Below are 13,700 nucleotides of genomic sequence, written 5' to 3' on the forward strand. Positions count from 1 at the left end.
AAGTCGTATGCGCGTATGGATCGTGGCCTACCTCGCCGCGGCGGCGGTGATGCTGGTGCTCGACGTGGTCTGGCTCACGTCGGCGATCGGCTTCTACCGCGAGCGCATCGGCCACCTGATGGCCGACAACGTGCGGCTCGACGGCGCGATCGCTTTCTACCTGTTCTACCTGGCCGGCGTCGTCTACTTCGCGGTGCGTCCCGCGCTCGCGGAAGGCTCCTCGCGGCGCGCCGCGCAGCACGGCGCGGTGTTCGGCTTCATGGCCTACATGACCTACGACCTGACCAACCTCGCGACGCTGCGCGGCTTCCCGGTCTCGGTCGTGCTGGCCGACCTGGCCTGGGGCACGCTGCTGACCACCGTGGTCGCGCTGTCGTCCTACGCGGCGGCCCGCCGCGCGGGCCGATGATCGGCGGCCCATGAACGCGACCGCGCCGCACCCGCTCGCCGACGACGCCGCGCTGCGTCACTGCCGCCGCCTGGTGCGCCGGCAGGCGCTGAAGGCAGCCGGCGTGTCGGCGCTGCCGGTCGCCGGCGTCGATCTGTTCGTGAACGCCCACCTGCTGAAGAGCACGATCGACGAGATCAGCAGCGTGCACGGCCTCGCGCCGCAGCAGATCGCCGCGCTGCCACCGGCGCTGCGCACGCGCGTCGACGACCTCGCCGCCGAGGTCGGCAGCTACCTGATCGGGCGCGTGGTCACCCAGCAGGTGCTGTTCGGCGCGGTGCGCGCGCTCGGCGTGCGGCTGTCGGCGCAGCAGGCCGCGAAGCTGGCGCCGGTGGCCGGGCTCGCGGCCTCGGCGGCGCTGTCGGGCTGGATGTTCAAGCGGCTGTGCGACCGCCACATCGAACAATGCCGGCGCGTGCAGGCGGCGCTGCCGCGGCTGGCCGGCCCGCAGCACGAGGTGATCGACCTGCAGCCCGGCCTGCATCATTGAGGGCCCGCAGCCGCTGCCGCCGAACGCCCTCGACGATGAACGACGAACGCCCGAGCCACCGCCTTTCGATGACGGTGCTGATGACGCCGGACATGGCCAACTTCTCCGGCAACGTCCACGGCGGCACGATCCTGAAGCTGCTCGACCAGGTCGCCTACGCCTGCGCGAGCCGCTACGCGGCGCGCTACGTCGTCACGGTGTCGGTCGATCAGGTGACGTTCCGCGAGCCGATCCACGTCGGCGAACTGGTGACCTTCCTCGCGTCGGTCAACCTGACCGGCAGCTCGTCGATGGAGATCGGCATCCGCGTCGTCGCCGAGAACATCCGCACCCAGGTGCAGCGGCATGCGAACAGCTGCTACTTCACGATGGTCGCGGTCGGCGACGACGGCCGGCCCGCGCCGGTGCCGCCGCTGGTGCCGGCCGACGACGAAGCGCGCCGCCGTCAGGGCGAGGCCGCGCGTCGCAAGGCGCTGCGCCGCGAGCTCGACGAGCGCCGGCAGGCCATCAAGGCCGCCGGCGCGTGAGCGGCACGCCGCGCTCGCTGCGCGAGCGACTCGAAAGCGAGAGCGAGTTCACCGCGATCCGCGCGCAGGGTGCCGGCGGGCAGAACGTCAACAAGGTGTCGAGCGCGGTGCACCTGCGCTTCGACATCGTCGGCTCGCCGTCGCTGAGCGATCCGCACAAGGCGCGGCTGCTCGCGCTCGGCGACCAGCGCATCACCGACGACGGCGTCGTCGTGATCAAGGCGCAGGAGCAGCGCACGCAGGCGCGCAACCGCGAGGACGCGCTCGACCGCCTGCTCGCGCTGATCGAAAGCGTGAGCCGCCCGCCGAAGAAGCGCGTCGCGACGAAGCCCACACTCGCGTCGAAGAAGCGGCGGCTCGAAGGCAAGAGCCAGCGCGGGGCGATCAAGGCCGCGCGCCGCAGCCCGCCGGGCGACTGACGAGGGCACGCGCGCCGGCCTTCGCGAGCCCGCGACGAGAATGGCCCGATGGCCAAGGACAGGACCGTCTACACCTGCACCGAGTGCGGCGCCACGAGCGCCAAGTGGCTCGGCCGCTGCACGTCGTGCGGTGCCTGGAACACGCTGCAGGAATCGATCGCCGAGAGCAGCGGCGCCACGCGGCACCGCTTCGAGTCGGTGGTGAAGAGCCTGCCGGTCGCGACGCTGTCGGAGATCGAGGCGGGCGAGGTGGCGCGCACGCCAATCGGCATCGAGGAGCTGGACCGCGTGCTCGGCGGCGGCATCGTCGCGGGCGGCGTCGTGCTGATCGGTGGCGATCCGGGCATCGGCAAGAGCACGCTGCTGCTGCAGGCGGTGGAGGCCCTCTCCTCGCGGATGAAGGTGCTCTACGTGACCGGCGAGGAAAGCGGCGCGCAGGTCGCGCTGCGCGCGCGCCGGCTCGGGCTCGACGGCGCGCGGGTGCGCGTGCTCGCCGAGATCCAGCTCGAACGCATCCAGGCGACGATCGAGGCCGAAGCGCCCGCCTTCTGCGTGATCGACTCGATCCAGACGCTGTACTCCGACCAGCTCACCTCGGCGCCGGGCTCGGTCGCGCAGGTGCGCGAGTGCGCGGCGCAGCTGACGCGGCTCGCGAAGGCGAGCGGCACGACGATCGTGCTCGTCGGCCACGTCACCAAAGAGGGCGCGATCGCCGGCCCGCGCGTGCTGGAGCACATCGTCGACACGGTGCTGTACTTCGAGGGCGACACGCACTCCAGCTTCCGCCTCGTGCGCGCGATCAAGAACCGCTTCGGTGCGGTCAACGAGATCGGCGTGTTCGCGATGACCGAGCGCGGCCTCAAGGGCGTGAGCAACCCCAGCGCGATTTTTCTGTCCCAGCACGCGCAGCCGGTGCCGGGCTCGTGCGTGATGGTCACGCTCGAAGGCACGCGGCCGCTGCTGGTCGAGCTGCAGGCGCTGGTCGATGGCGGCGGGCCGAGCCCGCGGCGCCTGTCCGTCGGCCTCGACCGCGACCGGCTCGCGATGCTGCTCGCGGTGCTGCACCGCCACGCCGGCGTCGCGTGCATGGACCAGGACGTGTTCGTCAACGCCGTCGGCGGCGTGCGCATCGGCGAGCCGGCGGCCGACCTCGCGGTGATGCTCGCCATCCAGAGCAGCCTGCGCGGCAAGCCGCTGCCGCGCGGCTTCGTCGCCTTCGGCGAAGTCGGCCTCGCCGGCGAGGTGCGGCCCGCGCCGCGCGGGCAGGAGCGCCTGAAGGAAGCCGCGAAGCTCGGCTTCGGCGTCGCGCTGGTGCCGAAAGCCAATGCGCCGAAAGGCCGCAACGCGATCGAGGGCCTGACGATCCACGCGGTCGAGCGGGTCGAGGAGGCGATCGACGTGCTGCGCGGGCTGGGCTGAGATGCGCCTCGCCGTCGTCTCCGACATCCACGGCAACCTGCCCGCGCTCGACGCGGTGCTGGCCGAGATCGGCGCGCTGGGTGTCGACCGCATCGTCAACCTCGGCGACGTCGCCAGCGGCCCGCTGTGGCCGCGCGAGACGATCGAGCGGCTGATGCCGCTGGCCCTGCCGACGCTCGCCGGCAACCACGAGCGGCAGCTGCTCGCGCTCGGCACCGCGGTCGACCCCCGCGATCGCGGCAGCGACGCGCTCGCGGCACGCGCGCTCGGCGAGCCCGAGCGCGCCTGGCTGCGCACGCTGCCCAAGTCGCTGCGGCTTGCCGGCGGCGTCGCGGCCTGCCACGGCACGCCGTCGAGCGACTGCCGCTACCTGATGGAAACCGTGACCGACGACTTCGGCCGCGCCGGCTCGCTGGGCCTGCGCGCGGCCACCGAAGCCGAACTGCTCGAGCGCCTCGACGGCGCCGAGCCCGCCGCCGTGCTGCTGTGCGGCCACAGCCACCTGCCGCGCGTGCGGCGGCTCGGCGACGGCCGGCTGCTCGTCAACCCGGGCAGCGTCGGCCTGCCGGCCTACGACGACGAGCGGCCGCACCGGCACCACGTCGAGAACGGCGACGCGGCCGCGCGCTGGGCGCTGCTCGAGTCCGCCGGCGCCGGCTGGCGCGCCGAGCTGCGGGCGACCGCGTACGACGCCGAAGCCGCCGCGCGGCGCGCCGAGGCGCAGGGTCGCGGCGACTGGGCCGACGCGCTGCGCAGCGGCCGCGTCGGCCGCACCGAGGCCGCGGTGCTCGGCCGGGTGGCCTGACCATGGGCCATCACCCGGCGATCGGATGGGCGCTGGCGGCGCTGGCGCTGGTCGCCGGCTACGCGGGCTGGGGCGCGCGCGGGCTGGTGCTCGCGGTGACCGTCATCGTGTTCTGGCTGCTGCTGCAGTTCAACCGTGCGCTGCGAACGACGCGGCGGGCCGCGCAGGCGCCGATGGGCAGCGTCGCGAGCGCGGTGATGCTGCATGCGAAGCTGAAGCCCGGCCTGCGGCTCGCCGACGTCCTGCCGCTGGCCGGCAGCCTCGGCGAGCCGCTTGCGGGCGCCGGCGCGGCCGACGAGGAGCGCTACCGCTGGGCCGATGCCGGCGGGCGCGAGGTGCAGGTGGTGTTGCGGCGCGGCCGGGTGGTCTCGTGGACGCTCGACGGCCAGCCGGCCGGCCCGGCGGGTTAGCGGCTTCCTCGCTCGGCTGGAGCCGTGCGGACCGGCTCAGCGCCCGCTGCGGCGGTGCGCGACGAAGCCGACGACCCCGAGCGCGGCGAACAGCAGCCCGAGCAGGCTCGGGTCGCTGCCGATCGGGGCGGCCGCCGCGTTGGCGTCGAAGTCGCTCGAGGCCGGCAGGGCCGCCGAGGTGAACGATGGCGGATCGAGCGGGTAGGGCCGCGGCCAGGGGCTGGTCAGCACCGGCCTGACCGCCGCGGCACCGGTGGGGGCCGCGGCCAGCAGGATCGTGGCTTCATGACCGCCGGTGCGCAGCAGCGGCAGGACCTCCGTGCAGGCCGACGGCTTGGCGCCGGCTTCGCCGCAGGATTCGCGAGCCGCGTGCGCGGCGGCGGGCAGCAGCACGCCGGCGCAGACCAAGGCGACCGACAAGGCGCTCGCACGCACACGGCGCGACCGCGACGAGGCGCGCTTGCGCGTGCGGCGCATCGGCGCCGTGGGAAGGATTCGAGGGGTGCAGGACACGCTCCAAAGCTAGGCGGTCCGGGGTGACCGGGCAATCGCGGCCGGGGCCCCCACCCCCGGTTTCGGGGGTGGGGCTGTGGCGTGAGGATCACGCCCGTCGCCGCTTCGGTAACCACCGGTTCTCAGGGGCGAAGCGCCAGCCCAGCGTCAGCAGGCCCAGCAGCGCAGGAATCCAGCGCAAGTCGGTCTCGACGGCCTGCTTTTGCGCCAGTTGCGGATCGAGCATGGCTTGCGCGGCGCCGTCGAGCGAGGCGAGCCGCCGGTAGCCGACGCCCATCAGCTTGCCCAAGGCCTTGAGGTGCGGCTCGCGCAGCTCGGACAAGTGTTCATGCGCAGTGCCCGGCGCGCCGGGCCCGTAGCGCTGGACCACGTCGGCCGCCGCCCAGTAGCCGAGCGCACGGCCGTCGCGGTCGCTGCGCGGGATGCGCGCCGGCACGTCGCCGCCGACGCCGATCAGCCAGCCGCCGACCTCGCCCGGCGTGATGTCCTGGATCGGCGGCACCTCGCTGCCGCTGCGCAGCGGCGGGGCTTCCTGGCCGTCGGTGAAGAAGACGATGCGGGTGTGCGGCTCGATGCTGCGCGCGGTGCGCACCGCCCAGCTCAGGCCCTTGCCGACGTTGCTGGCGTTGGCCCAGCGCATGCGGCCGTCGATCTGCTCGAGCGAGGCGAGCAGGCCGTCGTAGTGCTCGCACACCTCCACCGGCATCAGCAGCGGCATCACCCGGTAGTCGGCGAACACGCCCCAGGCGACCTTGGATCCGCAGGGCAGGCGCCGCAGCGCCTCGCGGGCCGAAGCGCGGGCGAAGGCGAGGCGGCTCGCCGGGGCGCCGGCAAGCGTCTGGTCGGGGACGTCCATGCTCTGGGTGACGTCGAAGACGACCAGGTACTCGTAGGTCGGCCGCTGCAGCGTGACCGGCGGCAGCCCTACCGCGGCGGCGAGCAGCAGCACCGCCGCGGCGATCGAGCGCGAGCCGCGCTGCAGCAGCCGGCGGACGATGCGCGCCGGCAGGGCGCTCAAGGCAGGTCCCCCGGGTCCATGCCGCGCAGCATCACGTTGCGGCGCTCGACCGGCGTGTTGCTTTCCTCGGCGACGGCCTCCTGCTCCTCGGGCGCGAGCCGCAGCGCGCGCTCGAGGTTGTAGCGGGCGTCCCAGTCGTCGGGCGCGTCGCGCAGCAGTTCGCGCAGGCGCTGCTTGGCCAGCTCGACCAGCGGCGCCGTCTCGGGCGACATCTTCAGCGCCTCGGCCCCGCCGGCCGCGTCGCCGCCGTGCGCGAGCGCCTGGCGCAGGTGCATCGTGCCGAGGTTGTAAAGCGCGTGGCGGCCCACTTCGTCGAGGTTCCCGAGCTCGATCAGGCCGCTGTAGCTCTTGAACGCGGCATCGAAGCCGCCGGCCTTCGACAACGCGCCGGCGCGCGCGAGCCGCACCTCGCGCGCCGCGTCGCGCCAGCGGTCGGCCGCCGCCTCGGCCGGCGCCTGCGCTGCGCCGGCGATCTCCGCGTTGAGCCGCTTCGCCTGCTGCAGCCGCAGCCCCTGCACCGCCGCGACGGCCGCGGCCGCCAGCGCCACCGCGGCGAAGGCCGCGTGCATCGAGATCCGCTTCATGGGGTCGCCCGCCAGCTGGGCAGCTGCAGCGCGCGGCAGGCCAGCAGGCCCAGGCAGCTCAGCAGCGCGGCGATGAAGAAGCCGGCGCTGTGGTCGAGCCGCGGCACGCGCTCGCGGAACGACAGCGGGAAGTTCTGCTGCCGGTCGATCTCGGCCATCGCCTGCGCCATCGCCTGCGCGTCGTCGGTCTGGTAGAGGCGGTAGGGCGTCGCGAGCGTCTGGAAGTAGGTGTGCAGCGCGAGCTCCTCTTCCGAATCGAGCGTGCCGGCCCCGGGCTTCGTGAGGTCGGGCGAATTCGGGCCGCTGCGGATGTAGATCCAGTACAGCCCGATCCGGTGGCGCGCGAGCCCGGCGGCGATGCGCTGGCGCTGCGCCTCGTCGAGCTGCGCGCCGCCGTCGGAGACGACGATCACGATGCGGCTGCCCGAGTACGGACGCCGCTCGAACTGCTCGATCGCCGCGAGCAGCGCGCGGCCCATCAGCGTGTCGGGCAGGCCGCGGCCGACGCCGGTGGCCTGCAGGCCGGCCTGCACGGTGGCGTGGTCCTGGGTGAACGGCGCCACCAGCATCGAGGCGGTGCTGAAGGTCATCAGCGCGAAGCGGTCGTCGGGCCGCTTGGCCACGAAGTCGGCGAGCAGGCCGCGCACGACCGCGCTCTTGGTCGGCTTGCTGCCGTCGAACTGGCCGCCGGACTTCATGTCCTTGGCCATCAGGTTCGCGTCCATGCTGGAGCTGCGGTCCATCAGGATCAGGATCTCCGCGCCGCGGCCGGTGCGCAGCACCTCGGTGCCGCTGCGCCCGGGGCCGGCGAGGCCGATCACGGTGCCGGCGATCGCCAGCAGCGCGAACGCGCGCCACAGGAAGCCGGCGGCGCGGCCGACCGGGTCGGCCGGCAGCCAAGCGAGCGCCGAGAACACCAGCGTGTCGCTGCGCCGGCGCAGCAGCGGCAGCAGCGCCAGCGGCAGGAGCAGCAGCCAGGCGGGCTGGGCGAAGTCGAAGGGCATCGTGGATCCGTTCAGCGGCGGTGGCGGCGCTCGGCCTCGTGCAGCAGCCGGCTCAGCTCGCGCAGCGGGAAGGGCGAGGCGGCGGGCGCCTCGGCAAAGAAGCGCTCGCCGGAGTGGCGGAAGAAGCCTTCGAGTCGGTCCTGCAAGGCCTGCAGGTGCGGCGCGCGGCTCAGGAAGCGCCCGAGCGTCGCCGCATGCACCGCATGGCCGGCGGTCGCGTTGATCGCCTCGTGCAGCGCCAGCCAGGCTTGCGGCGCCGATTCGTCGAGCCGCCGCACGCGGCCCCAGGCGCGCGCGAACGGCAGGCGCTGCGCTTCGCGCCGGTTGCGCCACAGCCACCAGCCCAGCCACGCGAGCAGCACGCCGGCCAGGGCGAGCAGCGCGGCGCGCAGCTGGGCCTCGATCGCGGCCGTCGGCCGCGGCGCGACTTCGCGCTCGGGCCGCAGCCGCGTCAGCCCGCCCTGGCCGAAGGCCTCGGGCGGCGTCAGCGGTCCGAGGCTGACGGGCCACGCCGGCAGGCTCACCGCGCTGCCGTCGGCGCGCGCCAGGCTCAGCGCCGGCAGCGCCACCGCGGTCAGCGCGCGCGGCGCGTTGATCACCTGGTAGTCGACCGCGAGCCAGCGCCGGCCTTCGGCGTCGCGCTCGATGCGCGGCGCGCGCCGCTCGAACCACAGCCCGACGCGATCGGCCGGCGGCAGCGCCGCGGCGGCGAACTCCGGCGCGCCGGGCGCGAGCAGCACGCGCTGCGTCAGCACGTCGCCGAGCACGTGGCCGAAGCTGCGCGGCTGCTCGACGGTGTCGGCCGCGAACGCGCCCGAGCAGGCGATCGCCGCGGCCGCCAGCAGGCTCGGCCACTTCATGCGACGGCCTCCAGGACATGCCGCGTCAGCGCCTCGGCGTCGAAGCGGCCTTGCAGGTGGAAGGGCGGCATGTCGTGCGCGTCGAACAGCGCGTGCAGCGCGCGGCGGCGTTCGGCGACACCGTCGCTCCAGCGGCGGCGCAGCGATTCGCGCATCCACAGCGTGCGGCGCACGCCGGTCTCGGCGTCGCTGAGCGCGAGCAGCGTGCGCGCGGCCGGCGGCTCGACCTCCGCCTGGTCCCACACCACCATCGGCACCACGCGCGCCGGCGCCAGCTGCTGCAAGGCCGCGCCGAGCGGGTCGAGCGGCCAGTGGAAGTCGGACACGAGGAACACGAGCCCCTCGCGACCGGCGAGCCGCGCGAGCGTGCGCCCGAGCGCTGCGGCGGTGTGCTCGTGCGCGCGGTCGTGCTGGTGCGATGACTCGGTGCGGCACCCGCGCAGCGACTCGGCCATCGCGACGCCGGCGCCGCGGCTGTGGCGCGGCGGCACGAAGAGCTCGTCGCGCTCGGCGTGGTCGAAGGCGAGCAGACCGAAAGCGTCGCCGCTGCGAAAGGCGCTGGCGCCGAGCGCCTCGACGAAGTCCGCGACGACGTGCAGCTTCGGCCGCTCGGCGCCGAAGGCCATCGACGCCGACACGTCGACCACCGCGTGCACCGGCACGGCCGTGCGCTGGCGCTGCACGCGCACCTGCCATTCGCCCTGCACGTCGCGCAGGCTGGCGCGCAGGTCGATGCGGCGCGGGTCGGGATGGTCGAGCAGGCGCCGGTGCGCGGCGAACTCGATGCCGGTGCCGAGGCTGCGGCCGTGGTGCGCGCCCGGCCGTCGCCCGCCGAAGCGGCCGGGCAGCCGGTAATGGAACTCGTTGGCTTGCGACATGCCGTGGTGGTCCATCAGGGCGCGACGATCTTGTCGATGATCTTCTGCACCAGCGCCGGCGCCAGTTCGCCGCGCCGCAGCTCGTAGACCGGCGAGAAGAACACGCGATGCGCGAGCACCGACGGGAGCACCGCGTGCAGGTCGTCGGGCGTCAGGTGCGTGCGGCCTTCGAGCCAGGCGACGACGCGCGCCGCGCGCAGCAGCGCGCTCATGCCGCGCGGGCTGGCGCCGGCCAGCACGAGCCGCTTCATGTCGATGCCCTCGAGCTGCACGCCGAAGCGCAGCGGGTCCTCGCTGGCCTCCCACAGGTCAAGCACGTAGCGCTCGATCGCCTCGCTGGCACGCACCGACTGCTGGATCAGCGCGCCGACGGCATTGAGCTGGTCCCACGGCAGCAGCGCGGGCGGCACCCGGTCGATCAGCGCATCGGCGTCGTGGTACGCGGTGTCGAAGGCGAGCGCGCGGCGGACGGCGCGGTCGCCCGGCTTGCTCATGTTCAGCTCGAACATGAAGCGGTCGCGCGCGGCGGAGGCGAGCTCGAAGGTCTCTTCCTTCTCGACCTTGTTGCGGTCGGCGAACACCGTCATGTGCGGGAAGCGGTGCTCGCGGTTGAAGGCCGAGACGGTGCGCTCGGCCATCGCCCGCAGCAGCAGCGACTGCACCTGCGGCCGCGCGCGGTTGATCTCGTTGAAGAAGAAGGTGGTGAGCCGCTCGCCGTGGCGCAGCAGCGGGCCCGGGTCGATGCGCGGCTTGCCTTCGCCGTCGACGTAGGTGTGATAGACCATGTCGCCGGGCATCAGGTCGACGGTGCCCTCGACCCGTTCGAAGTCGCCGCCGATGCCGCGCGCGAAGGCGCGCAGCACGGTGGTCTTGCCGACGCCGACGTCGCCTTCGAGCAGCACGTGCCCGCGCGCGAACGTGGCGACGTTGATCAGGCGGATCGTCTGGGCCTGGCCGATCACGACGTCCTGGACGGCGCGTTCGAGCTTCAACGCGGTTTCGCGCCAGTCGGCAAGGCGGTGTTCGGTGCTCATGGGTGATTCGTCGTTGAAATGCTGATCGGGGCCGCGGCCCGTGCAGGGCGATCCATCCGCCTTCAATCGGCCATGCGCAGCGTCGGGACGGGAAACGGCAGCGCCGCGCGCAGGTCGTCCACCTGCACGAGACCGACGCTGAGAGCGAGCCACACGAGCTGCGCATCGGTCTGCGCGCCGGTCTTGTTCTTGATGCCGTAGTGGTAGTTGCGCACCGTCTTCTCGCTCAGGTTCAGTGCCGCGGCGATCGCGTCGATCGTGCAGCCGGAGGCGAGCATGCGCAGGATCTCGGTCTCGCGCGCGCCCAGCTCTTCGAGCAGCGCCATCGGATCGGCGAGCCGGTCGGCGGCGATGGCCTGCGCGGTGTCCTCGCTGAGCGCACGCTGGCCCGCGGCCACGGCGGCGACCGCGCGCACCAGCTCCCTGGGCCCGCTGCTCTTGGTCACGTAGCCCCAGGCTCCGGCCTCCAGCGCCTTGAGCGCGAGCGAGGCGCCGGCATGCATCGTGACGATGAGCACGCGCGCCTCGGCATCGCGCTGGCGGATGTGGCGCAGCGCGTCGAGCCCGCTCGCGCCCGGCAGCAGCATGTCCATCACGACCACGTCCGGCGCGTGCTCGCAATAGGCGGCGTAGGCCCCCGGGGCGTCGTCGGCCTCGGCGCAGACGCTGTAGCCGGGCTGGCGTTCGAGCAGCCGCCGGTAGCCCTCGCGCACGACCGGGTGGTCGTCGACGAGCAGGATCGACACCGCCGCCGTCATGCCGTGGCACCGGCGAACGCAGGTGCCGCCGGCGCCGCGCAGGGGATCACCGCCGTGACCCGGACGCCGCGCGCGTCGCGCTTCGCGCGCCCGATCGCGAGGCTGCCGCCGAGCGCGGCGATGCGCTCGCGCATGCCGGCGATGCCGTGGCCGCCTTCGCGCCCGAGCCGCGTCGCGTCGCCGCCCCCGTCGTCTTCGACCGTCACGGCCACGGCCGGCGCGCCGCCGCCGCTGCGCGCCACGCTCAGGCGCACGTCGCTCGGCATGCCGTGGCGCGCGGCGTTCGTCAGGCACTCCTGGGCGATGCGGTAGACGTCGATCGCGACCTCGCGCGGCAGCGTGGCGATCTCGCCGTTCACGTCGAGGCGGAAGACCGAGCGTGTCGGGGTGCGCAGGTTGTGCTCGCCGACGAGCTGGCGCAGGCTCGCCTCCAGCCCGATCTCCGCGATGTCCTGCGTGCGCAGCCGCACGAGCGTGCTGCGCAGCGTCTTCATCATGCGTTCCTGCGCGCGGCCGATGGCTCGCGCCTCGTCGGCGATGTCGTCGCGGCCTTCGGGCACGCCGGCCTCGATGGACGCTGCGAGCGCCGCGGTCGCGGTGAGGCACTGGCCGAACTCGTCGTGGAGATCGCGCGCCAGCGCGCGGCGCTCGGCTTCCTGCACTTCCAGCAGGCGCGTGGTGAGCGCGGCGCGCTCGGCCTGCGTGGTGGCGAGCTGGCCCGCCAGTGCGTTCACCGCCGAGCCGATGCGCGCGAACTCGGCGACTCGGAACGCCGGCAGGCGCGAGCCGAGCTGGCCGTGTTCGAGCTTGCGCAGGCCTTCGACGATGGCGCGGGTGGGCTTGAGCGTGCGCCCGATCATCGCGGCCGCGAGCACCGCGATGCCGCAGGCCAGGCCCGCGGCGATCACCACCACCAGCGACACCAGCTGCCAGGCTTGGCGGATCGCCGCGCCGCGGTCGGGCGCGTGCAGCGCGTGGCCGAGCGACGCATCGCGCTCGAACAGCGGGCGGCGCAGCGCGACCTGTGGCGGGAAAAGCGCCTCGTAGGCCGCGACGAACCAGCCCGGCGCCGCGCGCCCGAGCGCGGCCGTCTGGCTGCACAAGGTTCGCGGCGCCTCGCCTTGCAGCGCGAAGGTGACGCACACGCCGGGCGAGATCAGGTTCAAGGTCGCGAACGACTGCCATTCGGGCGCCGCTGTGTTCAACGCCGTGCGCCCGCGGCCGCGCCACAGCTGCTCTTGCCAGTAGAGGGCGCCCAGGTGCCGGCCGACGCGGTCGGCCGAGGCCTCGGTTTCGCGCTCGATCGCAGCGTGCGCGTCGACCACCACCCACGCGGCCGTGCCCGCGAGGCACAGCGCCGCGATGCCGAACAGGCGGATCACCATCAGGGGCAGCAACTTCATCGGCGGGCCTTCGTGCGTATGGGGGGCGACTGTCGGCGCTGCGGCACCGAGCCGGCAAGGGCGCAGGCCCACCTCGGGCAATTTGCCCAAGCGCGCCGCGCGAGACCGGGCCGCGCTTGCCGCTTTGCGGCGGGCTCGGGAGGTAGGCGGCTCGTAGAATCCGCCGCCTCGAAACTGGCCGAGGAACTGCGATGTCGATGTCCGATCGTGACGGCAAGATCTGGATGGACGGTCGCATGGTCGAGTGGCGCGACGCGCGGATCCACGTGCTGAGCCACACGCTGCACTACGGCTGCGGCGCCTTCGAGGGCGTGCGGGCCTACAAGACCGAACGGGGCACCGCGATCTTCCGGCTGCGCGAGCACACCGAGCGCCTCTTCAACAGCGCCAAGATCCTGCGCATGAAGATCCCGTTCACGCCCGAGCAGGTGATGCAGGCCCAGTGCGACGTGATCGTGCAGAACCGGCTGGAATCCGGCTACCTGCGCCCGCTCACCTGGATCGGCGACCAGAAGCTCGGCGTCAGCCCGAAGGGCAACACGATCCACCTGATGGTCGCGGCCTGGCCCTGGGGCGCCTACCTCGGCGAGGAAGGCCTGAAGCGCGGCATCCGCGTGAAGACCAGCAGCTACACCCGCCACCACGTGAACATCACGATGACGCAGGCGAAGGCGGTGTCGAACTACACCAACTCCATCCTCGCGAACATGGAAGCCACCGACGACGGCTACGACGAGGCGCTGCTGCTCGACGCCTCGGGCTTCGTCAGCGAAGGCGCGGGCGAGAACTTGTTCGTCGTCAAGGGCGGCGTGATCTACACGCCCGACCTGTCGGCCGGCGCGCTCAATGGCATCACCCGCAACACGGTGTTCGCGATCTGCGCGGACCTCGGCCTGAAGCTGGTCGAAAAGCGCATCACCCGCGACGAGGTCTACATCGCCGACGAAGCCTTCTTCACCGGCACCGCGGCGGAGGTCACGCCGATCCGCGAGCTCGACCGCATCGAGATCGGCGCGGGTTCGCGCGGCCCGATCACCGAGAAGATCCAGTCCGCCTTCTTCGACATCGTGCTCGGCCGCAACCCCAAGTACGCGGGCTGGCTGACGCCGGTGGCGCAGTGAAGGCGGCTT

Annotated in this window: 17 protein-coding genes; 8 read left to right on the forward strand and 9 right to left on the reverse strand. The window is 73.4% G+C overall.

Translation table 11 applies throughout. From position 1 onward, the window contains the following. Positions 1-7: 7 nt before the first annotated feature. Genes VFR90_RS15345 through VFR90_RS15375 form a run of 7 tightly spaced genes read left to right on the forward strand, consistent with a single transcriptional unit; the run spans position 8 to position 4,518 of the window. Complete coding sequence (locus VFR90_RS15345) at positions 8-409, forward strand: DUF2177 family protein (RefSeq protein WP_326407022.1); 402 nt, start codon at positions 8-10, stop codon at positions 407-409. 10 nt (positions 410-419) lie between these two features. Continuing rightward, a complete protein-coding gene (locus tag VFR90_RS15350; RefSeq protein ID WP_326407023.1) occupies positions 420-938 on the forward strand; it encodes a hypothetical protein in 519 nt (172 codons plus the stop codon). 35 nt (positions 939-973) lie between these two features. Next, entirely contained in the window at positions 974-1,465 is a 492-nt protein-coding gene (locus VFR90_RS15355) for an acyl-CoA thioesterase (RefSeq protein WP_326407024.1), read from the forward strand. Next, positions 1,462-1,884: an alternative ribosome rescue aminoacyl-tRNA hydrolase ArfB gene (gene arfB, locus VFR90_RS15360; RefSeq protein WP_326407025.1), complete on the forward strand. Its 423-nt coding sequence runs from the start codon at positions 1,462-1,464 to the stop codon at positions 1,882-1,884. Before VFR90_RS15355 ends, arfB begins: the two co-directional genes overlap by 4 nt. 48 nt (positions 1,885-1,932) lie before the next feature. Continuing rightward, complete coding sequence (gene radA / locus VFR90_RS15365; RefSeq protein ID WP_326407026.1) at positions 1,933-3,303, forward strand: DNA repair protein RadA; 1,371 nt, start codon at positions 1,933-1,935, stop codon at positions 3,301-3,303. A 1-nt stretch (position 3,304) separates the two neighbouring features. Then, positions 3,305-4,108 (forward strand): metallophosphoesterase family protein, encoded by an 804-nt coding sequence (locus VFR90_RS15370; protein ID WP_326407027.1) that lies wholly within the window; start codon positions 3,305-3,307, stop codon positions 4,106-4,108. A gap of 2 nt (positions 4,109-4,110) precedes the next feature. Beyond that, the gene (locus VFR90_RS15375) at positions 4,111-4,518 is read left to right on the forward strand and encodes a hypothetical protein (protein WP_326407028.1); all 408 of its coding nucleotides are present in this window, start codon (positions 4,111-4,113) and stop codon (positions 4,516-4,518) included. Between the two features lie 36 nt (positions 4,519-4,554). On the opposite strand, the gene VFR90_RS15380 is transcribed toward VFR90_RS15375, so the two are convergent. The 9 genes from VFR90_RS15380 to VFR90_RS15420 form a co-directional block, all read right to left on the reverse strand. Then, positions 4,555-4,938 (reverse strand): hypothetical protein, encoded by a 384-nt coding sequence (locus VFR90_RS15380; RefSeq protein WP_326407029.1) that lies wholly within the window; start codon positions 4,936-4,938, stop codon positions 4,555-4,557. Between the two features lie 181 nt (positions 4,939-5,119). Then, complete coding sequence (locus VFR90_RS15385; RefSeq protein WP_326407030.1) at positions 5,120-6,049, reverse strand: vWA domain-containing protein; 930 nt, start codon at positions 6,047-6,049, stop codon at positions 5,120-5,122. Then, entirely contained in the window at positions 6,046-6,633 is a 588-nt protein-coding gene (locus VFR90_RS15390; protein ID WP_326407031.1) for an MxaK protein, read from the reverse strand. Before VFR90_RS15390 ends, VFR90_RS15385 begins: the two co-directional genes overlap by 4 nt. Continuing rightward, positions 6,630-7,637 carry a vWA domain-containing protein gene (locus tag VFR90_RS15395; RefSeq protein ID WP_326407032.1) on the reverse strand — a complete coding sequence of 336 codons (1,008 nt, stop codon included), beginning with the start codon at positions 7,635-7,637 and terminating at the stop codon, positions 6,630-6,632. Before VFR90_RS15395 ends, VFR90_RS15390 begins: the two co-directional genes overlap by 4 nt. An 11-nt stretch (positions 7,638-7,648) precedes the next feature. Then, positions 7,649-8,497: a calcium incorporation protein MxaA gene (locus tag VFR90_RS15400; RefSeq protein WP_326407033.1), complete on the reverse strand. Its 849-nt coding sequence runs from the start codon at positions 8,495-8,497 to the stop codon at positions 7,649-7,651. After that, positions 8,494-9,375, reverse strand: coding sequence for a DUF58 domain-containing protein (locus VFR90_RS15405; protein WP_326407034.1), 882 nt, complete (start codon positions 9,373-9,375; stop codon positions 8,494-8,496). Before VFR90_RS15405 ends, VFR90_RS15400 begins: the two co-directional genes overlap by 4 nt. Before the next feature lie 14 nt (positions 9,376-9,389). Further along, positions 9,390-10,409, reverse strand: coding sequence for an AAA family ATPase (locus VFR90_RS15410; protein WP_326407035.1), 1,020 nt, complete (start codon positions 10,407-10,409; stop codon positions 9,390-9,392). A gap of 62 nt (positions 10,410-10,471) precedes the next feature. Then, on the reverse strand, positions 10,472-11,167 hold the full coding sequence (locus VFR90_RS15415; RefSeq protein ID WP_326407036.1) for a response regulator: 696 nt from the start codon (positions 11,165-11,167) through the stop codon (positions 10,472-10,474). Beyond that, positions 11,164-12,570: a sensor histidine kinase gene (locus VFR90_RS15420; RefSeq protein WP_326407037.1), complete on the reverse strand. Its 1,407-nt coding sequence runs from the start codon at positions 12,568-12,570 to the stop codon at positions 11,164-11,166. The genes VFR90_RS15415 and VFR90_RS15420 overlap by 4 nt, the downstream gene beginning before the upstream one ends. A 191-nt stretch (positions 12,571-12,761) precedes the next feature. Here VFR90_RS15420 and VFR90_RS15425 point away from each other — a divergent pair, with 191 nt between their 5' ends. Then, entirely contained in the window at positions 12,762-13,691 is a 930-nt protein-coding gene (locus VFR90_RS15425) for a branched-chain amino acid transaminase (RefSeq protein WP_326407038.1), read from the forward strand. Positions 13,692-13,700 lie beyond the last annotated feature (9 nt).

The organism is Methylibium sp. (assembly GCF_035762065.1).
GTDB lineage: Bacteria > Pseudomonadota > Gammaproteobacteria > Burkholderiales > Burkholderiaceae_C > Methylibium.